Source organism: Mycolicibacterium iranicum (assembly GCF_002101705.1).
Classification (GTDB): domain Bacteria; phylum Actinomycetota; class Actinomycetes; order Mycobacteriales; family Mycobacteriaceae; genus Mycobacterium; species Mycobacterium iranicum.
The window spans coordinates 18,096-41,629 of the sequence record NZ_LQPC01000010.1; the positions used below are offsets into that span (position 1 = coordinate 18,096).

19 protein-coding genes are annotated in these 23,534 nt (G+C 67.6%); 12 read left to right on the top strand and 7 right to left on the bottom strand.

Annotated elements, in window-relative coordinates; all coding sequences use genetic code 11:
• Window positions 1-39 precede the first annotated feature (39 nt).
• The 8 genes from sfnG (at window position 40) to AWC12_RS01975 (ending at window position 10,053) form a co-directional block, all read left to right on the top strand.
• Entirely contained in the window at window positions 40-1,170 is a 1,131-nt protein-coding gene (gene sfnG / locus AWC12_RS01940) for a dimethylsulfone monooxygenase SfnG (protein WP_085171967.1), read from the top strand.
• Window positions 1,171-1,375: 205 nt separating this feature from the next.
• Window positions 1,376-2,227 carry a DUF5336 domain-containing protein gene (locus AWC12_RS01945; RefSeq protein ID WP_085171969.1) on the top strand — a complete coding sequence of 284 codons (852 nt, stop codon included), beginning with the start codon at window positions 1,376-1,378 and terminating at the stop codon, window positions 2,225-2,227.
• A 60-nt stretch (window positions 2,228-2,287) separates the two neighbouring features.
• Window positions 2,288-3,736, top strand: a complete 1,449-nt coding sequence (locus tag AWC12_RS01950; RefSeq protein WP_085171971.1) for a cell division protein PerM — start codon at window positions 2,288-2,290, stop codon at window positions 3,734-3,736.
• 9 nt (window positions 3,737-3,745) lie between these two features.
• Entirely contained in the window at window positions 3,746-4,375 is a 630-nt protein-coding gene (purN, locus tag AWC12_RS01955) for a phosphoribosylglycinamide formyltransferase (RefSeq protein ID WP_024447979.1), read from the top strand.
• A complete protein-coding gene (gene purH, locus AWC12_RS01960) occupies window positions 4,372-5,949 on the top strand; it encodes a bifunctional phosphoribosylaminoimidazolecarboxamide formyltransferase/IMP cyclohydrolase (RefSeq protein ID WP_085171973.1) in 1,578 nt (525 codons plus the stop codon). The genes purN and purH overlap by 4 nt, the downstream gene beginning before the upstream one ends.
• A gap of 12 nt (window positions 5,950-5,961) precedes the next feature.
• Window positions 5,962-6,639, top strand: a complete 678-nt coding sequence (locus AWC12_RS01965) for a hypothetical protein (protein WP_234813805.1) — start codon at window positions 5,962-5,964, stop codon at window positions 6,637-6,639.
• A 56-nt stretch (window positions 6,640-6,695) separates the two neighbouring features.
• Window positions 6,696-8,087, top strand: a complete 1,392-nt coding sequence (locus AWC12_RS01970) for a sigma 54-interacting transcriptional regulator (RefSeq protein ID WP_085172010.1) — start codon at window positions 6,696-6,698, stop codon at window positions 8,085-8,087.
• On the top strand, window positions 8,080-10,053 hold the full coding sequence (locus tag AWC12_RS01975; RefSeq protein WP_024447983.1) for a VWA domain-containing protein: 1,974 nt from the start codon (window positions 8,080-8,082) through the stop codon (window positions 10,051-10,053). Before AWC12_RS01970 ends, AWC12_RS01975 begins: the two co-directional genes overlap by 8 nt.
• 4 nt (window positions 10,054-10,057) lie before the next feature.
• On the opposite strand, the gene AWC12_RS01980 is transcribed toward AWC12_RS01975, so the two are convergent.
• The 7 genes from AWC12_RS01980 to AWC12_RS02010 form a co-directional block, all read right to left on the bottom strand.
• Entirely contained in the window at window positions 10,058-10,639 is a 582-nt protein-coding gene (locus AWC12_RS01980; RefSeq protein WP_085172012.1) for a DUF1707 SHOCT-like domain-containing protein, read from the bottom strand.
• 93 nt (window positions 10,640-10,732) lie between these two features.
• A complete protein-coding gene (locus AWC12_RS01985) occupies window positions 10,733-11,500 on the bottom strand; it encodes an enoyl-CoA hydratase family protein (protein WP_085171975.1) in 768 nt (255 codons plus the stop codon).
• A 63-nt stretch (window positions 11,501-11,563) separates the two neighbouring features.
• Entirely contained in the window at window positions 11,564-12,724 is a 1,161-nt protein-coding gene (locus AWC12_RS01990; protein ID WP_085171977.1) for an acyl-CoA dehydrogenase family protein, read from the bottom strand.
• The gene (locus tag AWC12_RS01995) at window positions 12,721-14,685 is read right to left on the bottom strand and encodes an acetyl/propionyl/methylcrotonyl-CoA carboxylase subunit alpha (protein WP_085171979.1); all 1,965 of its coding nucleotides are present in this window, start codon (window positions 14,683-14,685) and stop codon (window positions 12,721-12,723) included. Before AWC12_RS01995 ends, AWC12_RS01990 begins: the two co-directional genes overlap by 4 nt.
• 79 nt (window positions 14,686-14,764) lie before the next feature.
• Window positions 14,765-16,357, bottom strand: coding sequence for an acyl-CoA carboxylase subunit beta (locus tag AWC12_RS02000; RefSeq protein ID WP_085171981.1), 1,593 nt, complete (start codon window positions 16,355-16,357; stop codon window positions 14,765-14,767).
• Window positions 16,354-17,502, bottom strand: a complete 1,149-nt coding sequence (locus AWC12_RS02005; RefSeq protein WP_085171983.1) for an acyl-CoA dehydrogenase family protein — start codon at window positions 17,500-17,502, stop codon at window positions 16,354-16,356. The genes AWC12_RS02000 and AWC12_RS02005 overlap by 4 nt, the downstream gene beginning before the upstream one ends.
• The gene (locus tag AWC12_RS02010; protein WP_085172014.1) at window positions 17,499-19,208 is read right to left on the bottom strand and encodes an acyclic terpene utilization AtuA family protein; all 1,710 of its coding nucleotides are present in this window, start codon (window positions 19,206-19,208) and stop codon (window positions 17,499-17,501) included. The genes AWC12_RS02005 and AWC12_RS02010 overlap by 4 nt, the downstream gene beginning before the upstream one ends.
• Window positions 19,209-19,512: 304 nt before the next feature.
• Between AWC12_RS02010 and rpmF the strand changes: the two genes are divergently transcribed.
• The 4 genes from rpmF to AWC12_RS02030 all read left to right on the top strand — a co-directional run bounded on the left by rpmF (window position 19,513) and on the right by AWC12_RS02030 (window position 23,477).
• A complete protein-coding gene (gene rpmF / locus AWC12_RS02015; RefSeq protein WP_024447991.1) occupies window positions 19,513-19,686 on the top strand; it encodes a 50S ribosomal protein L32 in 174 nt (57 codons plus the stop codon).
• 72 nt (window positions 19,687-19,758) lie between these two features.
• Complete coding sequence (locus tag AWC12_RS02020) at window positions 19,759-20,448, top strand: response regulator transcription factor (protein ID WP_036465560.1); 690 nt, start codon at window positions 19,759-19,761, stop codon at window positions 20,446-20,448.
• Window positions 20,448-21,893, top strand: coding sequence for a sensor histidine kinase (locus AWC12_RS02025; protein WP_024447993.1), 1,446 nt, complete (start codon window positions 20,448-20,450; stop codon window positions 21,891-21,893). Before AWC12_RS02020 ends, AWC12_RS02025 begins: the two co-directional genes overlap by 1 nt.
• Before the next feature lie 201 nt (window positions 21,894-22,094).
• A complete protein-coding gene (locus tag AWC12_RS02030) occupies window positions 22,095-23,477 on the top strand; it encodes a S1C family serine protease (RefSeq protein WP_024447994.1) in 1,383 nt (460 codons plus the stop codon).
• Window positions 23,478-23,534 lie beyond the last annotated feature (57 nt).

Below are 23,534 nucleotides of genomic sequence, written 5' to 3' on the forward strand. Positions count from 1 at the left end.
GAGTGACCGCGCCGTGCGGAGGCGGTTTCATGGCCGTCCATGACGACCGAACGCATCGCCGACCACGTCAAGTTCGCCTACTGGGTGCCCAACGTCAGCGGCGGGCTGGTGACCAGCGACATCGAGCAGCGCACCGACTGGAATTACGAATACAACGCCGAGCTCGCCCGGACTGCCGAGAACAACGGTTTCGAGTACGCGTTGTCGCAGGTGCGCTACGAGGCCAGCTACGGCGCGGAATTCCAACACGAGTCCACCAGCTTCAGCCTGGCGCTGCTGCTGGCCACCGAACGCCTCAAGGTCATCGCAGCCGTGCACCCCGGTCTGTGGCAGCCGGCGGTCCTGGCCAAGCTCGGCGTCACCGCCGACCACCTGTCCGGCGGCCGGTTCGCGGTCAACGTCGTCAGCGGATGGTTCAAGGACGAATTCACCCACCTGGGCGAGCCGTGGCTCGAACACGACGAGCGCTACCGGCGCAGCGCCGAGTTCCTGCAGGTGCTGCGCAAGATCTGGACCGAAGACGACGTGGATTTCCGTGGCGACTTCTACCGTATCCACGACTTCACGCTGAAGCCCAAACCCCTCAACACCCCCGAGCGGCCCAACCCGGAGATCTTCCAGGGCGGCAACTCCACCGCAGCCCGCCGCAACGGCGGCTACTACTCGGACTGGTATTTCTCGAACGGGAAGGATTTCGACGGGGTCACCGAGCAGCTCGTCGAGGTGCGTGACCATGCGAGAGACGCCGGCCGGGAGGTGAAATTCGGGCTGAACGGCTTCATCGTGGCGCGCGACTCAGAAAGAGAAGCAAAAGAAGTCCTCAAGGAGATCGTCGCGAAGGCCAATAAGCCCGCGGTCGAGGGATTCCGCGACGCCGTGCAGCAGGCAGGCAACTCCACATCCGACAAGCGCGGCATGTGGGCGGATTCGTCGTTCGAGGATCTGGTGCAGTACAACGACGGGTTCCGCACGCAGTTGATCGGCACCCCCGAGCAGATCGCCGAACGCATCGCCGCCTACCGCAAACGCGGCGTCGACCTGATTCTCGGCGGATTCCTGCACTTCCAAGAAGAGATCGAGTACTTCGGCGCACGCGTTCTGCCCCTGGTCCGCGAGATCGAGGAGTCCGAGCGCAACTCCGCCGAAACCCCTGTGCTCGTCTCGGCCTAACTGGTCATCCGGACCCGTCCGCCCGCGGTCGGGGCGGCGCTGGACGGCCGTCAGGGTGTGACAGCCCGCCCCGGAGGTGCGCTAGCGTGGTTCATCGAATCGCTCAGGCGGATCCATCGCCCACCGCCGTCGCCAGAGCCGTCGACAGTGTCGTCACCGACGGCGTCACCGACGGTTCCGATGCCCGCACAGCACAGGAGAGGTCATGTCGTACCCACAAGGCGCGCCCGGGGGTCCTGGATTCCCGCCCGCTCAGCAGCCGACCAACCAGTTCAGCGCCCCCACCCAGCAGTTCAGCAAGCTTCCCGACTCGGAGCCGGCAGCAGAAGGCCCGAGCAGGCTTCCGCTCTACCTGAGTGCGGCCACCGCCGCCCTCGGCCTGCTGGTGTTCCTGTCCAGCTTCGGCCCGCAGTTCGCCGTCGGGTCTGCCGACCTGGCAGCCGCGGCTGTCCTGGGCGGCATCTCGCTGTGGGGCCTCCTGGTCGTGGTGGCGGCGCTGCTGGCCGCGCTCTTCGCCGGTGTCGGTCTGCTTCCCAAGCAGCAGAATTACAGCGCATTCGCAGCTGTGTCGGCCGTCCTCGGTTTCCTGCTCGTGCTCTATGTCGTGATCTCGACCCCCACCGGCGTATCGATCGACTGGGGTCTGTACCTCGTCATCGCCTTCTCGCTGCTGCAGGCCGCCGTCGCGGTGGTCGTCCTGTTGTTCGACGCCGGGATCATCACCCCGCCGGTGCCGCGACCCAAGTACGAGCAGCAGCCTCAGTACGGCCAATACCCGGGCGCCTACTACGGTCAGCAGCCCTCCCAGCAGCACGGCGGGCCGCAACACCACCAGGGGCCGCAGCAGCGTCCCGGCTACCCGACCCCGTATGGCGGATATCCCAGCACCGGCCCGAGCACCGGCGGCTTCCCCGCCTCTGATTCGCAGTCCGGTCCGCCGACGCCCCCGACCGGATTCCCCACCTACGGTCAGCCTCCGGCGAGCAACACACCGACGACACAGGTTCCTACGCAACACCAGTCGCCGCCGAGCTCGCAGCCGGGTCAGTCGTCGTAGTCTGAGCCGCGCGTGCGCGAACGTCGCGCGCCCGAGCGTCTGCGAGGAGCGGCTACACCCGTGAGCACCCGGCCCGTCGGTACACGCCAGGCGCGTGAACTGCTGCGGGTTGCGTTCGGCCCGTCGGTCGTCGCGCTGGTCATCATCGCCGCTGTCGTTCTGTTACAGCTGTTGATCGCCAACAGCGACATGACCGGCGCGCTCGGCGCTATCGCGAGCATGTGGCTGGGCGTGCATCAGGTTCCGGTGTCGATCGCAGGCAGTGCGCTCGGGGTGATGCCGCTGATGCCGGTGCTGCTCATGATCTATGGCACGGCACGAACCACTGCGGCGGCAACGACGGCCACGTCGTGGTTCGTCACCCGCTGGGTGGTCGCGTCGGCGCTCGGCGGCCCTTTGCTGATCGCCGCGATCAGCCTGGCCGTCATCCACGACGCCGCGTCAGTCCTGACCGAGCTGCAGACCCCGGACGCCCTTCGCGCGTTCGGGGGCGTGTTCGTCGTTCACGCCATCGGCGCCGTGCTGGGCGTCGGCTCTCGGATGGGCAGGCGCCTGCTGTACGCCTCGCCGCTACCGAACTGGCTGTACGACGCGTTGCGCGCCGCCGCGGCCGGTGTGCTGGCCTTGATGGGTCTGTCCGGCGCAGTCATCGCGGGCTCACTGATCGTGCACTGGTCGACAATGCACGACCTCTTTTCCATCACCGACTCCGTGTTCGGTCAGTTCAGCTTGACGGTGCTGTCGGTGCTCTACGTGCCCAACGTGATGGTCGGGACGGCCGCGGTGGCCGTAGGCTCCAGCGCCCATGTGGGCCTGGCGACATTCAGTTCGTTCACGGTGTTCGGCGGCGACATACCCGCGTTGCCGGTGCTGGCGGCGGTCCCGACTCCGCCGCTCGGACCTGTGTGGGTGGCGTTGCTGATCGTGGCCGCGGTCTCCGCCGTGGCCTTGGGGCAGCAGTGTGCGCGCAGGCCGTTGCCGGTCCTGGAGGCCCTGGCCAAGGTGCTGCTGGCCGCTGCGGTCGCCGCGGCAACGATGGCTCTGCTGGCGTATGCGGGCAGCGGCCCGCTGGGCAACTTCGGCGATGTCGGCGTCGACCAGGCGACGTTCGCACCCGCGGTGTTCGTCTGGTTCGCGGGCATCGGCGGACTGACGTCCGCGATGTCCGGCGGGATCCGGCCCCGCGTCCGCAAACCCAAGCCTGTCGCGGTCGACGACACCGACGCGGTCGACGACACCGACCCGGTCGCCGCCGAGACTGCCGACGATCCCGAGCCCGTGACAGAGGTGATCGTTGCCGACGCGCCGGCCCATGAGGATCCCGTGCCCGTGTTCGACGAGCCTGCCGCCGAACATGACGCGGTGAACAGCGTGCCGGATGTCGAGCTGGACCCGGAGGAGCACTTCGTCGTAGACGAAGAATTAAACCACTTCGTCGGAGACGAAGAATTAAACCGGAGCGTCGTAGACGAAGACGGCAGCGACGATGCCGATCGTCGTAACCACTAGGCTTTCAGCGTGCAGCCCGAGGTCCACGTCGCCCCGAGTGCGCCGTCGCGCCTGGTGGTTCTGGCGTCGGGGACCGGCTCACTGCTGGCCTCTCTGGTCGAGGCCGCCATCGGTGACTTTCCGGCCCGGGTCGTCGCGGTGGGCACCGACCGACTCTGCGCGGCACTCGACGTCGCCGCCGCGGCATCGATTCCGTCGTTCACCGTGTCGCTGGCCGACCAACCCGACCGTAGCGCGTGGGATGTCGCGATCACCGACGCGACGGACGCGTTCAGCCCGGATATCGTCGTGTCCGCCGGCTTCATGAAAATTCTTGGGCCCGAATTCCTTTCCAGGTTCCCCGGCCGCGTGCTCAACACGCATCCCGCGCTCCTGCCTGCCTTCCCCGGCGCCCATGCGGTCCGGGACGCGCTGGCCTACGGCGTGCGGCTGACCGGGTGCACCGTGCATCTGGTGGACGCGGGCACCGACACCGGGCCGATCGTGGCTCAGCAGGCTGTGCCGGTCCTCGACGGCGACGACGAGTCGACCCTGCACGAGCGGATCAAGGTGATCGAGCGAGAGCTTCTGGTGGATGTGGTGGCCGCGATGGCCACCCGCGGTATGACCTGGACAGGACGAAAGGCGATTCTAGGATGAGCGACAACGACTTCCGGCGGCCCATCCGCCGTGCCCTGATCAGCGTTTACGACAAGTCCGGTCTGGTACCGCTCGCCGAGGGGCTGCATGCGGCGGGCGTCGACATCGTCTCCACCGGGTCGACCGCCAAAACCATTGCCGACGCCGGGATTCCGGTCACACCGGTCGAGGACGTCACGGGTTTCCCCGAAGTGCTCGACGGCCGTGTCAAGACACTGCACCCACATGTGCACGCCGGCCTGCTCGCCGATCAGCGTAAGCCCGAACATGTTTCGGCGTTGGCCGAGCTCGGCGTCGCGGCGTTCGAGCTCGTCGTCGTCAATCTCTACCCCTTCACCCAGACCGTCAACTCCGGCGCGGGCGTCGATGAGTGTGTGGAGCAGATCGACATCGGCGGACCGTCCATGGTGCGTGCCGCAGCCAAGAACCACCCCAGCGTCGCCGTCGTCGTCGACCCCCTCGGATACGACGGAGTGCTGGCCGCGGTGCGAGCCGGCGGCTTTACCTATAGTGAGCGAAAGAAGTTGGCGTCATTGGCATTCCGTCACACCGCCGAATACGACGTGGCCGTGGCCTCCTGGATGGGGTCGGTGCTGGCGCCCGAGGAGAACGCGGAATCGGCCGAGCTGCCGCGGTGGCTGGGGTCGACGTTCCGGCGTACCGCGGTGCTGCGTTACGGCGAGAACCCGCACCAGCAGGCCGCACTGTACAGCGACGACGGCGGCTGGCCCGGGCTCGCGCAGGCCGAACAGCTGCACGGCAAGGAGATGTCCTACAACAACTACACCGACGCTGACGCCGCCTGGCGCGCAGCATTCGACCACGAAGACATTTGCGTGGCAATCATCAAGCACGCCAACCCGTGTGGCATCGCGATCTCTTCGGTGTCGGTGGCCGACGCTCACCGCAAGGCGCACGAGTGCGATCAGCTGTCGGCGTTCGGCGGGGTGATCGCCGCCAATACCGAAGTCACCGTGGAGATGGCCGAAACCGTTGCGGGCATTTTCACCGAGGTGATCATCGCGCCCGCCTACGAGCCCGGTGCCGTCGAGATCCTCACGGGCAAAAAGAACATCCGGGTGCTCGTCGCCTCCGAGCCGCAGCCGGGCGGTACCGAGTTCCGCCAGGTCAGCGGCGGGCTGCTGCTGCAACAACGCGACGCAATCGACGCGGCCGGGGACGACCCGAACAATTGGACTCTGGCCACCGGCGCCCCCGCCGACCCCGAGACTCTGGCCGACCTGGTGTTCGCGTGGCGGACGTGCCGGGCCGTCAAGTCCAACGCGATCGTGATCGCCAAGGACGGCGCCACCGTCGGTGTCGGTATGGGGCAGGTGAATCGCGTCGACGCGGCCAGGCTCGCTGTGGAGCGGGCCGGCGATCGCACCCGCGGCGCAGTCGGTGCCAGCGACGCGTTCTTCCCGTTCCCCGACGGGCTGGAGACGCTCACCAGGGCGGGCGTCAAGGCCGTCGTCCACCCCGGCGGCTCGGTGCGCGACAACGAGGTCACCGCCGCCGCGGAAGCGGCAGGCATCACGCTGTACCTCACCGGCGCACGGCACTTCGCGCACTAGGAGCTACGACACATGATGATCCGAACATCCCGGCGTCGACGCGCCGTCGCTGTTGCCGCGATCGCCGCGGCGGCGATGCTGCCGTCGTGCACCCGCGTGGTCGACGACGCGCGAGGGGTGGCCGCACAACCCGGCCAGGTGTTCGGGTCTGCCGCGTCGGCTCAGGACTGCACGCCGGTGGATGCCGAACTGGTCGATGTGCCTGCCCCATCGGGTGTTTCGGCGGATGCCGATCCGGTGCTGCGGATTCCCCAGCCGGACGGATGGAAGCGGATCACAGCACTGGATTCGGACATGATCCGCTTCGTGATGCGCAACGACGACCTCGCCCGCGGCGGAGTGGCGCCGACGGCTGTGGTGACCCTTGAGTCGCACCGCGGCGAACTGTCCGCCCAGAGATTCTTCGACGAGCAGCGCAGGCAGGTGTCGCAGTTGGGGGTGACCGACCTCGAGCTCACCGACACCACTCTGTGCGGTCTGCCCGCCGTGCGCGGCAGCTACATGTCCCCGCTGCTGGGTACCGCGGGGCCCCGCCGCGCCGAACTGCTCAGCGCCGTCATGTTCACCGAAGGCAGAACCTTCGGTGTGGCACTCACACTGCAGAGCGCCGACGAGCAGGATCCCGACTATCAGCGCGATTCGCAGGTGATTCTCGACGGCTTCCAGATGCTGCCCCCGGGCACCCGTTAGCCCCTGGTTACCGGGGGCACAGTGCCTAATCCGGACGGCAGTCGTAGCTTGGAGTGGTGACATCACCTAACGACCTCCCCCGCACCGTCGGCGAGCTGCGGGCATCGGGGCATCGCGAACGCAGCGTCAAGGCCGAGATCAGGGAGAACCTGCTGGCGGCACTCGCGTCGGGCGCCCCCGTCGACGAGGTGTGGCCAGGCATCCTCGGGTTCGAGGACACCGTGATCCCGCAGCTGGAACGGGCCCTCATCGCCGGACACGACATCGTCCTGCTCGGTGAGCGCGGCCAGGGCAAGACCCGCCTGCTGCGGGCACTCACCGGAATGCTCGACGAGTGGACGCCCGTCATCGCCGGCGCCGAACTCGGCGAACACCCGTACAGCCCGATCAGCCCGGAGTCGATCCGCCGGGCCGCCGATTCAGGCGACGACCTGCCCGTCGAGTGGCGCCACCGCAGTGAGCGCTACACCGAGAAGCTCGCGACCCCCGACACCAGCGTGGCCGACCTCGTCGGTGACATCGACCCGATCAAGGTGGCCGAAGGCCGCAGCCTCGGAGACCCCGAGACCATCGCCTACGGTCTTGTCCCTCGCGCGCACCGCGGCATCGTCGCGGTCAACGAGCTGCCCGACCTGGCCGAACGTATCCAGGTGTCGATGCTCAACGTGATGGAGGAGCGCGACATCCAGGTGCGCGGCTACACGCTGCGACTGCCGCTGGACGTCCTGGTCGTCGCGAGCGCGAATCCGGAGGACTACACCAACCGCGGACGCATCATCACCCCGCTCAAGGACCGATTCGGGGCCGAGATCCGCACCCACTATCCGCAGGAACTCGACGCCGAGGTCGGCGTCATCGTGCAAGAGGCGCATCTGGCCGCCGAGGTGCCCGAGCACCTGCTGCAGATCTTGGCGCGGTTCGCCCGCAGCCTGCGCGAATCGAGCTCCATCGACCAGCGTTCCGGGGTCTCGGCACGGTTCGCGATCGCCGCGGCTGAGACCGTCGCGGCGTCGGCCCGGCATCGCGCGGCGGTGCTCGGCGAGCAGGAGCCGGTCGCGCGCGTGGTGGATCTCGCGTCGATCATCGACGTGCTTCGCGGCAAGTTGGAGTTCGAATCCGGCGAGGAGGGTCGCGAGCAGGCGATTCTGGAACATCTGTTGCGCCGGGCCACCGCCGAGACGGCGCAACGGCTGCTCGGCGGCATCGACGTCGGACCGATTGTCACGGCGGTGGAGGGTGGCTCACCCGTGACCACGGGCGAGCGGGTGTCGGCCCGCGACGTTCTGGCAGCGCTGCCCGAGGTGTCCGCCGTCGCCGAGATTCAGCAGCGCCTCGGCGCACAGTCCGAAGGGCAGCGCGCGGCGGCGATCGAGCTGGCGCTCGAAGCGCTCTATTTGGCGAAGCGGATCGACAAGGTGTCCGATCAAGGCGAAACGGTCTATGGCTAGGAGGTTTTCGCGGTACTCCCGCTACACCGGCGGCCCTGACCCGCTGGCACCTCCTGTCGATTTGCGGGAGGCGCTGGAGGCGATCGGGCAGGACGTCATGGAAGGCACCTCGCCCCGCCGTGCGCTGTCGGAGCTTCTGCGGCGCGGCACCAGGAACATGCCCGGCGCCGACAAGCTCGCGGCCGAGGCCAACCGCCGCCGTCGGGAACTGTTGCAGCGCAACAACCTCGACGGAACCCTGGCCGACATCAAAAAGCTGCTCGATGAGGCGGTGCTCGCCGAGCGCAAGGAGCTGGCGCGGGCGCTCGACGATGACGCCCGCTTCGGCGAACTGCAGCTGGAGTCCCTGTCGCCGTCGCCCGCCAAAGCTGTCCAGGAGCTCGCGGAGTACGACTGGCGTTCGCAGGAGGCCCGCGAAAAGTACGAGCAGATCAAGGACCTCCTGGGCCGGGAGATGCTCGATCAGCGGTTCGCCGGCATGAAGGAAGCTCTGGAGAACGCGACCGACGAGGATCGTCAGCGCGTCAACGAGATGCTCGACGACCTCAACGATCTGCTCGACAAACACGCCAAAGGCGAAGACACGCAACAGGATTTTCAGGACTTCATGGCCAAGCACGGCCAATACTTCCCGGAGAATCCGCAAAATGTCGACGAGCTGCTGGACTCGCTCGCGAAGCGTTCCGCAGCCGCCCAACGGTTCCGCAACAGCCTCAGCGAGCAGCAGCGCGCCGAGTTGGACTCTTTGGCGCAGCAGGCGTTCGGGTCGCCGTCGTTGATGAACGCACTCAACCGTCTGGACAGCCATCTCCAGGCCGCCCGCCCCGGCGAGGATTGGTCGGGTTCGCAGCGGTTCTCCGGGGACGACCCGCTGGGCATGGGGGAGGGCGCGCAGGCACTCGCCGACATCTCTGAACTCGAACAGCTCGCCGAGCAGCTCTCACAGAGCTACTCGGGCGCGACGATGGACGACGTCGACCTCGACATGCTGGCACGCCAACTCGGCGAGGACGCGGCCGTCGACGCCAGGACCCTGGCCGAGCTGGAACGCGCGCTGATGAACCAGGGCTTTCTCGACCGCGGCTCAGACGGGCAGTGGCGGCTCTCGCCGAAGGCCATGCGCCAGCTCGGGCAGGCAGCTTTACGGGATGTGGCGCAACAGCTTTCGGGTCGTCACGGTGAGCGCGACACCCGCAAGGCCGGGGCGGCGGGCGAGTTGACCGGCGCGACGCGGCCATGGCAGTTCGGCGACACCGAACCATGGAACGTCACCCGGACCCTCACCAACGCCGTCCTGCGTGAGGCGGGAACCGGCGAGTCGGCGCGACCGATCCGGATCACGGTCGAGGACGTCGAGATCTCCGAAACCGAGACCCGCACGCAAGCCGCGGTCGCGCTGCTGGTCGACACCTCGTTCTCGATGGTGATGGAAAACCGCTGGCTGCCGATGAAGCGCACGGCGCTGGCGCTCAACCACCTCGTCAGCACCCGGTTCCGTTCCGATGCCCTGCAGATCGTCGCGTTCGGCCGCTACGCCCGTACCGTCACCGCCGCCGAGCTGACCGGACTGGAGGGCGTCTACGAGCAGGGCACCAATCTGCACCACGCGCTGGCGCTGGCCAGCCGGCACCTGAGGCGTCACCCCAACGCTCAACCGGTGATCCTCGTCGTGACGGATGGTGAGCCGACAGCTCACCTGGAGGACTTCGACGGGAACGGATCTTCTGCCGTTTTCTTCGATTACCCGCCGCACCCACGGACCATCGCCCACACGGTGAAGGGGTTCGACGAAGTAGCGCGGCTCGGGGCGCAGGTGACGATCTTCCGGCTCGGCAGCGATCCGGGGCTGGCACGTTTCATCGACCAGGTCGCGCGCCGCGTGGGCGGACGAGTGGTGGTGCCAGACCTCGACGGGTTGGGCGCTGCGGTGGTCGGTGATTATCTGAGTGCCAAGCGGCGGCGGTAGGTCGCTAGACGGCGCGCTTGCGCTTCTTGCGCCGGACGGTGACGCTGCCCCACACGGAAAACCCGCTGATGCGCACTAGTGGGGCGCCGGGAGAACCCTCGCCTTCGACGCGGTGGTCGAAGCTGCCCATTACCGCGACGCCGTGCACGTCGACGTTGACCTCCGGCGGCACCAGGATCGTCTGCCCGCCCATGATCGAATAGGTCCGAATGTGAACCTCGGGGGAGGTGAAGTCGGCGTAGCGCAGGTCGACGACTCCACCACCGCAGAAGGCAAATGTGGTCAGCTTGCGGGGAACGTTCCATCGCCCCCGGCGCTCGTAGCCGCTCAGGATCGCGAGCAGCAGGCTGGACGGCGCGGGCCGGCACGGACCGCCGCGGCCCCGGGTGATCGCGCCGGGAAGGTCGGCCGACAGGCGGTCGAGTTCGTCGTACGTCTGCGCGGCGTACGCCCTGTTCAGGCGGTCCTCGTACTCGCTGATGCCCAGCGTGCCCGACGCGGCGGCATCGGTGAGTAGCTGGGCTACCTGGATTCGGTCGGTGTCGCCAGCACGCATCGACCCGCTGCGGTACGCGGGTGTGCTCATCGTGACCTTCTCGGAGCGAGACGTGCGCACATCGCCACCGAGCCTACGACGAACGTCGGCACATGCAAGTATCTTGGCCAAACTGTGAGCTGGTCAGCCGACCCAGCGCGGCGGCCGCTTCTCCAGGAACGCCAGCATGCCCTCCCGGGCCTCGTCGGAGACGAACAGTTGGGCCGACTCGCGCGTCAATTTCTCTGCGCGAAGCTCGAAGTCGTCGATCACTGCCGCCGTGGTGAGCGCCTTCGACGCCGCGAGCCCCTGGGGCGACCCTTGGGCGATCGCGGCCGCCAGTTCGGCGACGGTCGCCCCGACGTCGTCGGCGGCCACGGTGATCAGCCCGATGTCGGCGGCCTCGGCCGCGCCGAACTTCTCGCCGGTGACGAAGTACCGGCCCGCCGCCCGCGCCGACATCTTCGGCAACAGTGTCAGCGAGATGATCGACGGGGCGACACCGATGCGCGCCTCGGTGAGCGCAAACGTGCTCGCGTTGCCGGCCACCGCGATGTCACAGGCGCCGACCAGTCCGAGCCCGCCTGCGCGGACATGACCGTCGATCGCGGCGATCACCGGCAGCCGGAGTTCGAGAATGCGGCGGAGCAGGCGCGTCATCTCGTGTGCGCGGGCGACCGCCAGTTCCGACGGATCCCGCCCAGCCGCCTCGCTCAGATCGGCGCCGGCGCAGAACGTCCCGCCCGTGTGGCCCAGCACCACAACCCGTACGCCCTGATCGGCGGCCGCGCGGGTCAAGGCGTCATGCAGCTGCTCGACCAGCGCCGAGGACAGGGCATTGCGGTTGTGCGGCGAATCCAGGGTCAATCGCGCGACCGCGCCGTCGCGTTCATAGCCGACCAGGACGCTCACTGGTGCCGCCTCTTCTTCGCGCAAGCGCTCATCAGCACCGCCTCTTCTTCGCGCGAGCGCTCATCAGTAGGACCTCGGGAGACCCAGCGACGTCTGCGCAATGAAGTTGAGGATCATCTCTCGGCTCACCGGGGCGATGCGGGCCAGCCGCGACGCCGTCAGCATCGATGCCACGCCGTACTCTTTGGTCAAACCGTTGCCGCCGAGGGACTGCACCGCCTGATCCACCGCGCGCACCGAGGCTTCGCCGGCCGCGTACTTGGCCATGTTGGCGGCTTCGGCCGCTCCGCCATCGTCGCCCGCGTCGTAGAGAGCCGCGGCCTTTTGCATCATCAGCTTCGCGAGCTCGACCTCGATGTGGTTCTGCGCCAACGGATGTGACAGGCCCTGGTGTGCGCCGATCGGCGTCTTCCACACCTGCCGCGTCTTGACGTACTCGACGGCTCGGTCAAGAGCAAAGCGGCCGACGCCGACCGCGTTGGCCGCACCCATGATGCGCTCGGGATTCAGGCCGGCGAATAACTGCGCGATCGCCGCGTCCTCGGATCCGACCAGCGCATCGGCGGGCAACCGGACCTCGTCGAGGAAAACCTGGAACTGGAACTCCGGGCTGATGATCTCCATGGGGATCTTCGTGAACGTGAATCCCGGTGTATCCGTGGGCACCACGAACAGGGCCGGTTTCAGGTTGCCCGTTTTGTGGTCTTCGGTGCGACCCACGACAAGCACCGCCTGCGCCTGATCCACACCGGAGATGTAAACCTTCTGCCCGGAAAGGATCCAGTCGCTGCCGTCGCGACGGGCCGTCGTGGTGATCCTGTGCGAGTTCGATCCGGCATCGGGTTCGGTGATCGCAAAAGCCATCGTCAAGGATCCGTCGGCGATACCCGGGATCCAGCGTTTCTTCTGCTCCTCAGTGCCGAACTTCGAGATGATCGTGCCGTTGATCGCGGGTGAGACGACCATCATCAGCAGCGAAGCCCCGCCGGCGGCCATCTCCTCCATGACCAGGCTCAACTCGTACATGCCCGCACCGCCGCCACCGTACTCCTCCGGCAGGTTCACTCCGATGAAGCCGAGTTTTCCTGCCTCGGACCATAATTCGTCGGTGTGCTGGCCGGCGCGGGCCTTTTCGAGGTAGTACTCCTGCCCATAGTTGGCGACCATGGCGGCCACCGCCTTGCGCAGCGCCTGCTGTTCCTCGGTCTCGATGAATCCGCTCACTGATCGCCCTCTCCTGAATCGACGCGTGCCAGCACGGCGCCCACCTCGACTTGTTGACCTGCTATGACATGAAGCTCGACGAGGACACCGTCGGCGGGAGCGGTGATGGTGTGTTCCATCTTCATCGCCTCCAGCCACATCAGCGGTTGTCCCGCGATCACCCTGTCGCCGGCGGATGCTGCGACGCGCAGCACCGAGCCCGGCATCGGGGCGACAAGCGACCCGTGGGCGAGTGCCGCGTCGGGATCGGGGAACCGGGATACCGCGACGAGATGCATGGATCCGGCGGGGGAGTCGACGTAGACGTCGTCGCCGTAGCGCGCGACGTCGAAGGGACGCTCCACCCCCGCCACGCTCAACACGACCCGGTGCGGTGTCGACGAAACCATCCGCACGTCATCGTGCCCTTCGATGGTGACGCCGCCACGGGTGAACCGATACCGGACGTCGTGGATCTCGCCGTCGGCATCCTTGAACGTCTTGGTCTGATATCCGGAGGCGAGATTTCGCCAGCCACTCGGCACAGCGCCGAAAACCTCTGCCGTGGAACGATTGTGGGCTGCGTCGGCCAACGCAGCTGCCACGGCCGACAGGCTCGCCTGCATCTCGCCGGCCGGCGCGGCAAGGTCGGCAAGCCCATTCGTCTCGAAGAACGCGGTATCGGTGGCGCCGGCGAGGAAGGCGCGGTGGCGCAGCACGTTGACCAGCAGGTCGCGGTTCGTCCTGACGCCGTGCACCCGCGCGCGGGTCAGCGCGTCGGCCAGCAGCGCGGCAGCCTGGGCGCGGGTCGGCGCGTAGGAGATGACCTTGGCGATCATCGGGTCGTAGAACACCGAGATCACCGACCCGTCGGCGATGCCCGAATCCAGACGCACACCGGCGCGCCCGACCGGCCCGAACTCCGCCCCCGCGGCGGGGACGGCGAAGCGGTGCACGGTGCCCGCCTGCGGCTGCCAGTTCTTGGCCGGGTCTTCGGCGTAGAGCCTGGCTTCGATCGAGAACGCCTGTGACACAGGTGGTATCGATTCTAGTCGCGCCCCGTCGGCGACAGCCAACTGTAGTTCGACAAGGTCCAATCCCGAGGTGAGCTCGGTGACCGGATGCTCCACCTGCAGCCGGGTGTTCATCTCGAGGAAAAAGAAGCCGCCCGCGCCGTCGGCCATGAACTCGACAGTGCCCGCGCCGGTATAACCGATCGCGGTGGCGGCCAGCCGTGCCGCCTCGAACAGCTTGTCGCGCATCCCCGCGACGCGTTCGACCAGCGGCGACGGGGCCTCCTCGATGATCTTCTGGTGCCTGCGTTGAATGGAGCATTCACGCTCCCCGACGGCCCACACCGTGCCGTGCGCATCGGCCATCACCTGAACCTCGACGTGGTGGCCTGCGTCGAGGTAGCGCTCGCAGAAGACGGTGGGGTCACCGAACGCCGACTGGGCCTCGCGCCGTGCGGCTTCCACCTGCGCGGGCAACTGCGCGAGGTCGCGGACCACGCGCATCCCTCGGCCGCCTCCGCCCGCTGACGCTTTGATCAGGACCGGCAGCATGTCGGGTGTCACTGCCTGGGGGTCGAGTTCCTCCAGGACCGGAACCCCGGCGGCGGCCATGATCTTCTTCGCCTCGATCTTGGAGCCCATCGCCGCCACGGCCGCCACCGGCGGACCGATCCACGTCAGATCCGCCTCCTCGACCGCCTGAGCGAAATCTGGGTTTTCTGAGAGGAATCCGTAACCGGGATGCACCGCGTCGGCACCCGCTGCCCGAGCCGCGGCGATGAGTTGCTCGGCGTCCAGATAGCCCCGGGTGCCCTCGAGTCGCACTCGCGCATCCGCCTCGGTGACATGGAGGGCGTCGGCGTCCGGGTCGGTGTAGACCGCGACGGTGCCGATTCCGAGCCGCCGACAGGTGGCGAACACCCGCCGCGCGATCTCGCCGCGGTTGGCGACCAGAACTCGTGTGATCATCTGCTTCTCCCAGCGATTTCGGCGTGCTCGGTCGCGGTGAGCGCAACTGCGCACGCCGAAATCGCAGACATGCGGGCGCTCACATCCGGAAGACGCCGAAGTTCGACGTCCCCTCGATCGGACCGTTGGCGATGGCGGACAGGCACATTCCCAACACGGTGCGGGTGTCGCGCGGATCGATCACGCCATCGTCGTAGAGCCGTCCGGACAGGAACATCGGCAGCGACTCCGCCTCGATCTGGGCTTCGACGGCGGCGCGCAGCGCGGCATCGGCGGCTTCGTCGACCTGCTGGCCGCGGGCCTCTGCGGCGGCCCGGCTGACGATCGACAGCACGCCGGCCAGTTGTGTACCGCCCATGACCGCCGATTTCGCGCTGGGCCAGGCGAACAGGAAGCGCGGGTCGTAGGCGCGGCCGCACATGCCGTAGTGCCCGGCTCCGTACGATGCGCCGATCAGCAGCGAAATGTGCGGGACGGTCGAATTGGAGACGGCGTTGATCATCATCGAGCCGTGCTTGATCATCCCGCGCTCCTCGTAGTCCTTTCCCACCATGTAGCCGGTGGTGTTGTGAAGGAACAACAGTGGGGTGTCGGAGCGATTGGCGAGCTGGATGAACTGGGTGGCCTTCTGTGACTCCTCGCTGAACAGCACGCCGCGCGCGTTGGCGAGGATGCCGAGCGGATAGCCGTGCAGCGTGGCCCACCCGGTGACCAGTGAGCCGCCGTAGAGCGGCTTGAACTCGTCGAACTCGGACCCGTCGACGATCCGGGCGATCACCTCCCGCGGGTCGAACGGGATACGCAGATCTGGCGGCACCACGCCGATTAATTCGCTCTCGTCGAAAAGTGGGGCGGTGAACGGCTTGGGCGCCGGGCCCGACTTGCGCCAGTTCAGCCGTGCGACGATGCGCCGTCCGATCCGCAACGCGTCGAGTTCGTCGACGGCGAAGTAGTCACCGAGACCGGAGGTGCGGGCGTGCATCTCGGCACCGCCGAGCGACTCATCGTCGGATTCCTCACCGGTGGCCATCTTCACCAGCGGTGGGCCGGCCAGAAACACCTTCGAGCGTTCCTTGATCATCACGACGTGGTCGGACATGCCGGGGATGTAGGCACCGCCCGCCGTCGAGTTTCCGAACACGAGCGCGATCGTCGGGATGCCCGCAGCGGAGAGCCGCGTCAGGTCGCGGAACATCTGCCCGCCCGGGATGAAGATCTCCTTCTGTGTGGGCAGATCGGCGCCGCCCGACTCCACCAGCGAGATCACCGGCAGTCGATTCTGGAGTGCGATCTGGTTGGCGCGCAGGATCTTCCGTAGCGTCCAGGGATTACTGGTGCCGCCCTTGACGGTGGGATCGTTGGCGACGACTAGACATTCGACTGAGCTGACCGCGCCGATGCCCACGACCACGCTTGCGCCGACGGTGAAGTCGGTGCCCCAGGCGGCCAGCGGGCTCAACTCCAGGAAGGGGGAGTCGGGATCGAGCAGCGCCTCGATGCGCTCGCGTGCGGTCATCTTGCCGCGGGCGTGGTGGCGAGCTACGTACTTTTCGCCGCCTCCCGCAAGGGCTTTGGCGTGCTCGGTCTCCAGTTCCAGCAGCTTGACCGCCATCGCGTCGGCGGCCTCGGTGTAGGCGGGTGATCGGGTGTCCAGGGTGGACTTGAGGCTCATGCCTGAAATCCCAACGTCTTGGCGGCCAGCGAGGTGAGGATTTCGGTGGTGCCACCGCCGATACCGAGGATGCGCATGTCCCGATACTGCCGTTCGACCTCCGACTCGGCCATGTACCCCATGCCGCCGAAGAGTTGCACCGCCTGGTTGGCCACCCATTCGCCGGATTCGACCGCGGTGTTCTTCGCGAAGCAGACCTCGGTGATCAGGTTGTGGTCTCCGGCTATCTGCCGTTCGACGAGCGCGCGGGTGTATACGCGTGCCACGTCGATGCGGCGCGCCATCTCGGCGAGCGTGTTCTGCACCGACTGGCGTGCGATCAGCGGCTTGCCGAACGTCTCGCGGTTGCGGCACCAGTCCACGGTCAGGTCGAGGCAGCGCTGAGCACTCGAATATGCCTGCGCGGCAAGGCCGACGCGCTCGGAGACGAACGCCGCGGCGATCTGCAGGAACCCGGTGTTCTCGACTCCGACGAGGTTGGCCGCGGGCACTCGCACATCTGAATAGGACAGTTCGGCCGTGTCCGAGGAGCGCCAGCCCATCTTGTCCAGCCTACGGCTGACCTCAAAGCCGGGGGTGCCCTTATCGACCACAATCAGCGAAACACCGGCTGCGCCAGGGCCGCCGGTGCGCGCCGCGGTGACGACGTAGTCAGCGCGTACCCCAGACGTGATGTAGGTCTTTGCGCCGTTGAGCACGTATTCATCACCCTCCCGCACCGCGCGGGTGGTCAGGTGCCCGACGTCGGAGCCGCCGCCGGGCTCGGTGATTGCCAGCGACCCGATCTTCTCGCCGCGCAGCGTCGGGCGTACGTACTCCTCGATCAGCCGCTCGTCGCCGGAGGCGATCATGTGCGGCACCGCGATGCCGCACGTGAACAGCGATGCGAAAACGCCTCCTGGGGAACCCGACTGGTGCATTTCCTCGCAGATGACGAGGGCGTCGGCGGCGTCGCCGCCCTCGCCGCCGACCGCCTCGGGGAAACCCGCGCCCAGCAGACCGGCTTGGGCGGCCTTGCGGTGGAGGTCGCGCGGCAGCTCGCCGAGGCGTTCCCACTCGTCGACGTGGGGCAAGACCTCGCGCTCGGCGAAGGCGCGCACCGTCTTTCGCAGATCCTCGCGTTCGGGTGTGGTCCAAATGCTCATGGCAGCAACTCCTCGGGTAGGTCGACGTGCCTGCTTCGCAGCCATTCGCCGAGTCCTTTGGCCTGAGGGTCGAAGCGCGCCTGATAGGCGACGCCCTGGCCCAGGATCTCGTCGATGACGAAGTTCACGGCCCGCAGATTCGGCAGGACGTGGCGCGTGACGGGAAGGTCTTTCGCCTCCGGGAGCAGTTCACGCAGCTTCTCCACGGTGAGAGTGTGCGCGAGCCACGCCCACTGCGCGGGGGTTCGCACCCACACCCCGACGTTCGCGCTCCCGCCTTTGTCACCGCTGCGCGCGCCGGCAATGGTGCCCAGCGGGAGCCGTCGCGTCGCACCGGGTGTCGGTGCTGCCGGAAGATCGGGATCGGGAACGGGCTCGAGTTCGGCGGTGTGTGCAGCGGCGGGAATGACGCTGCGGGTGCCATCGGCGTGCACCGCGACGTGGGTTATTTCCTCGGCAGGCACGAAGGCGGCGGTGAACACGCCGTAGACCTGACCGTCGCCCGGCGGTGCGGTGCTGGTGAACCCGGGGTAACTGGCCAACGCGAGCTCGACGGCGGCCGAGGAGAACCGGCGGCCCACGGTGTCGGGGTCAGGATCGCGGACGACGCAGCGCAGCAGCGCGCTCGCCGTCTGTTCGGTGTCGGCGTCGGGATGATCGGTGCGTGCCAGCGTCCACTCCAATTCGGCCGGCTTCACCTGCAGGCCGGATTCCAACTGGTGGCGCACCAACTCGGCTTTGGCTTCGACGTCGAGCCCGGTGAGCACGAACGTGACCTCGTTGCGGAAGCCGCCCAGGCTGTTGAGCGAAACCTTCAGTGTCGGCGGCGGTGGCTCGCCCTTCACGGCGCTGATGCGAACCCGGTCGGGGCCGTCGCCGGTCAGCTCGATGCTGTCGACGCGCAGTGTGGCGTCGGGGTTGGCATACCGGGCGCCGCCGATCTCGTAGAGAAGCTGGGCGGTGACAGTGTCGACCGTGACGGCGCCACCGGTACCGGGGTGCTTGGTGATGACGGAGGAGCCGTCGGCGTGGATCTCGGCGATCGGGAAGCCCGGATGGGTCAACACCGTGAGGTCGGGGAAATCCCGGGCGAAGAACGAGAAGTTGCCGCCGGTGGCCTGTGTGCCGCATTCGATGACGTGGCCCGCCGCGACCGCCCCTGCGATCCGGTCGTAATCGGTTGGCTGCCAACCGAAATGGGCGGCCGCGGGGCCGACGATGACTGACGCGTCGGTGACCCGGCCGGTGACGACGACGTCGGCGCCGGACGCGAGGCAGTCGACGATGCCCCACGCTCCGAGGTAGGCGTTGGCCGTCAGCGGTGTGCCGAGGCCGAGTGCGTCGGCGCGGCCGAGCAGGTCGTCGCCCTCGACGTGGGCGACGGTGATCGCGACGCCGAGCTTGTCGGCCAACGCCCGCACGGCGTCGGCCAATCCCGCGGGGTTCAACCCGCCGGCGTTGGCGACGATGCGGACGCCGTGGTCTGTGGCCATGCCGAGGCAGTCCTCGAGCTGACGCAGGAAAGTCTTGGCATAACCGCGGTCGGGGTTCTTCATCCGGTCGCGGCCCAGGATCAGCATGGTGAGTTCGGCCAGGTAGTCGCCGGTGAGGTAGTCCAGCTCGCCGCCGGCGAGCATTTCTCGCATCGCCGAGAGGCGGTCGCCGTAGAAGCCGGAGCAGTTGCCGATACGGACCGAGTTTCCGATCGTGTCACCCGGCTCACTCGTCACACGCACTCCTTACCGGCACCATGGCGTCGGACCTTCGACCAACCAACCGGTAGGTTAATCGCTACCGGCGGTACCAAGTCAAGGGTTGGGCGGCGGTCGGCGGTATCTGAGTGTGCGACCCGCGCCGGGGGCTCTCGGCGTTTTCGGCGGCGGTCGCGGTTTCGGCCGAGCGGCGGAGTTTGGAGCACGCCCAGCCCACGGGCTATCCTGGTCAGCAATTGTCAGCGCCCGGCCTGGTCCAGGCTTGCAGGCAGACACCCCGATGAGATGGAGCTCGATCATGGCTGTGCCGAAGCGCAGGATGTCGCGCGCGAACACCCGTAGCCGGCGCGCGCAGTGGAAAGCGGAAGCCACGGGTCTGGTGAACGTCACCGTCGCCGGTCAGCCCCGCAAGGTGCCGCGTCGCCTGCTCAAGGCCGCACGTCTCGGCCTGATCGACCTCGACCGCCGCTAACTCTCAGGGAAACCGTCAGGTTGGCGGCGCGCCTCTCAGGCCCCTCTCAGACACTGGGTTGAGACTGTGGCAGTGCGCATTCTTGTCGTTGATGACGATCGCGCCGTGCGCGAATCCCTGCGACGGTCACTGTCCTTCAATGGTTATTCGGTCGAGCTGGCACAGGACGGTCGCGAAGCTCTCGATCTGATCGCCAGCAGCCGTCCCGACGCCGTGGTGCTCGACGTGATGATGCCGCGCCTGGACGGACTCGAAGTCTGCAGGCAGCTGCGCAGCACGGGCGACGATCTCCCGATTCTGGTCCTCACGGCCCGCGACTCGGTGTCCGAGCGTGTCGCCGGCCTCGATGCCGGAGCCGACGACTACCTTCCCAAACCGTTCGCGCTGGAAGAACTGCTCGCTCGGATGCGGGCGCTGCTCCGCCGCACCGGCCCCGACGAGGGCGACGCCGATTCCGCGGCGATGACGTTCTCGGATCTGTCCCTGGATCCGGTGACGCGCGAGGTGACCCGAGGTAATCGCGCGATCAGCCTGACCCGCACCGAGTTCTCACTCCTGGAGATGTTGATCGCGAACCCGCGTCGCGTGCTGACCCGGAGCCGAATCCTGGAGGAGGTCTGGGGCTTCGACTTTCCGACCTCGGGCAACGCGCTCGAGGTCTACGTCGGATACCTGCGGCGCAAGACCGAGGCCGAAGGAGAACCGAGGCTGATCCACACGGTGCGTGGTGTGGGTTATGTGCTTCGCGAGACGCCGCCCTGATGGTCCTGGAGCCCAAGTCGGGCCCGTGGCCGGGCCAGCCGGCCGCGAATTCCCACCCTGCCAGTTCGGTGTCTCTGCGATGGCGGGTCATGTTGCTCGCCATGTCGATGGTGGTCATCTCCGTCGTGCTGATGGCCGTCGCGGTCTATGCGGTGGTCTCCCGCGCGCTCTACGACGACATCGACAATCAGCTTAGGACCAGAGCGGAAATGCTCATCGAGAGCGGCTCACTGGACGCCGATCCCGGCAAGGCCATCGAGGGCACCGCGTACTCCGACATGAACGCGATGTTCTACATCCCCGGCCGCAGCAAGTACACCGCCAATCAGCAGGGCGAGACGCTGCCGGTGGGGGCGCCCGAGCAGGACGTCATGGACGGCACGCTGTGGATGTCGCTGCGAACCGTCGACCGTCAGCGGGTGCTGGCTGTCCACCTCGCCAGTGGCAACTCCTTGCTGCTCTCGAAGAACCTGGCCCCGACGGGCAAGGTGCTCAAGCGCCTCGGCACCGTCCTGCTCATCGTCGGCGGACTCGGCGTCGCCGTGGCCGCCATCGCAGGCGGCATGGTGGCCAGCGCGGGTTTGAGACCGGTGGCCAGGCTCACTCAGGCGGCAGAAAGGGTTGCGCGCACCGACGATCTGCGCCCGATCCCTGTGGCCGGCAACGACGAACTCGCCCGCCTCACCGAAGCTTTCAACATGATGCTGCGGGCGCTCGCCGAATCCCGGGAGCGCCAAGCTCGTCTGGTCGCCGACGCAGGCCACGAACTTCGCACGCCGCTGACGTCGATGCGCACCAACGTCGAACTGCTGATGGAGTCGATGAAGCCCGGCGCCCCACGGCTTCCCGAAAAGGACATGATCGAGCTGCGTACCGACGTGATCGGCCAGATCGAGGAATTGTCCACCTTGGTCGGCGATCTGGTCGATCTCACCCGCGAGGACGCGGGAAACGCCGTCCACGACACGGTCGAGATGTCCGAGGTCATCGAGCGGTCCCTGGAGCGGGTTCGCAGGCGTCGCAACGACATCGAATTCAACGTCGCCATCACGCCGTGGCAGGTGTACGGCGACGCCGCCGGCCTCGGCCGCGCGGTACTCAACCTGCTCGACAATGCGGCCAAGTGGAGTCCGCCCGGCGGGAGCGTCGGGGTCCGGCTCACCCAGATCGACTCGCTGCACGCCGAATTGGTGGTGTCGGACTTCGGTCCCGGGATCCCACCGCATGAGCGCGACCTCGTCTTCGAGCGGTTCTTCCGGTCCACCTCGGCCCGCGCGATGCCGGGGTCCGGGCTCGGACTCGCGATCGTCAAACAGGTCGTGCTCAAACACGGCGGCAGTTTGCGCGTCGCTGACACCGTCCCCGGCGGTCAGCCGCCCGGAACGTCGATGCATGTGGTGCTGCCGGGGCGCCTCTCGGTGGCCGCCGGGCGGGATGACGAGTAGCCGCGACACGCTGAGGCGGTACACCGGTGACCTGTGTCACCGGCGGGGATGATTGAGACGGATGTGCCCACGCCACGCGCGAATGTTGTCTCAAAGGAAATCGATCTCTAAGGGGTTTCTCAGTACGTTTGGGCACGCTGACATGGCAACGATCGTTGATCTAAGCGTCAGAACCGACTCGAGGAAGAGCACTGCAGCGATATGACCAACCACCCGAGGTACTCGCCGACTCCGCAGCCGGGTCGTCAGTCCGGCTATCCCGGGCAGGGGCCGCAGGGCCCTGTCGGGCCGCAGCGGTCAGGATCCTATGAGCAGCAGGGCACCGGCGGTTGGGACTGGCGCTACGCGACCGAGCAGCAGCGCCAAGCGTTTCGGCCGCCGTACGATCCGTATCCCGGCGCCCCCATGCCGACCGGGCCGGGTCAGTACCCGCGCCCGGGCATGCCGCCCGCGTCGCAGCCACAGCCCGGAAAGCGTTCCCGTGCATCGGCTTTGATCGCCGGCGCGGTGGCTGTCGCCCTGGTCTCGGCCGGAGTCGGTGGCGGGGTCGCGATGCTCGTCCACCCCGACCACAGCCTGAGCGGTATCAGCGCATCGGGCGCCGCGCCCTCGGTGCCGGCGGCCAGCGTGCCCAGTGGGTCCGTCGAGGCCGTCGCGGCAAAAGTGGTGCCGAGCGTGGTGAAGCTCGAGGTCAACCAGGGACGCGCGACGGAAGAGGGCTCCGGGGTGATCCTGTCGACCGACGGGCTCATCCTCACCAACAACCACGTGGTCGCCGCCGCGGCGGGCGACGCCGGTCCCGTCGGTGTGCCGGGTGGTTCCGCAAAGACGAAGGTGACGTTCGCCGACGGCAAGACTGCATCGTTCACGGTGGTCGGCGCCGATCCCGGCAGTGATATTGCCGTCGTCCGCGCGCAGAACGTGTCGGGCCTGACGCCCATTGCGGTCGGCTCGTCGGCAGATCTGCGGGTCGGCCAGGACGTCGTGGCGATCGGCTCACCCCTCGGCCTGGAGGGCACGGTGACGACCGGCATCATCAGCGCCCTCAACCGACCGGTTGCCGCCAGCGGCGACGCCAAGAACCAGAACACGGTCCTCGACGCCATCCAGACCGACGCGGCGATCAACCCGGGCAACTCCGGCGGCGCCCTCGTGAATATGAGTGGCGAACTGGTCGGCATCAACTCGGCGATCGCCACCCTGGGCGCCGATGCCGGCGGTCCCCAGGGCGGCTCCATCGGCCTCGGCTTCGCCATCCCGGTCGACCAGGCCAAGCGGATCGCCGATGAGATCATCCAGACCGGCAGCGCGTCGCGCGCCTCGCTCGGAGTTCAGGTCGGCAACGACGCGGGCGTCGACGGCGCCAAGATCGTCGAGGTGACCGCCGGCGGCGCGGCGTCGGCCGCCGGACTTCCCAGCGGCGTGGTGGTCACCAAGCTCGACGACAGGGTGATCAGCAGCGCCGACGCGCTGGTGGCCGCCGTTCGCTCCAAGGCCCCCGGCGACAAGGTGACCCTGACGTACCTCGACCCGTCGGGTAAGTCGCAGTCGCTGGAAGTCACGCTCGGCAAGGCCGCCCAGTGAGGTCCTCGATCGGAGACGACCGCGCCGTGCTCAGAGTGGCTGCTCCCGTGTCTGCAC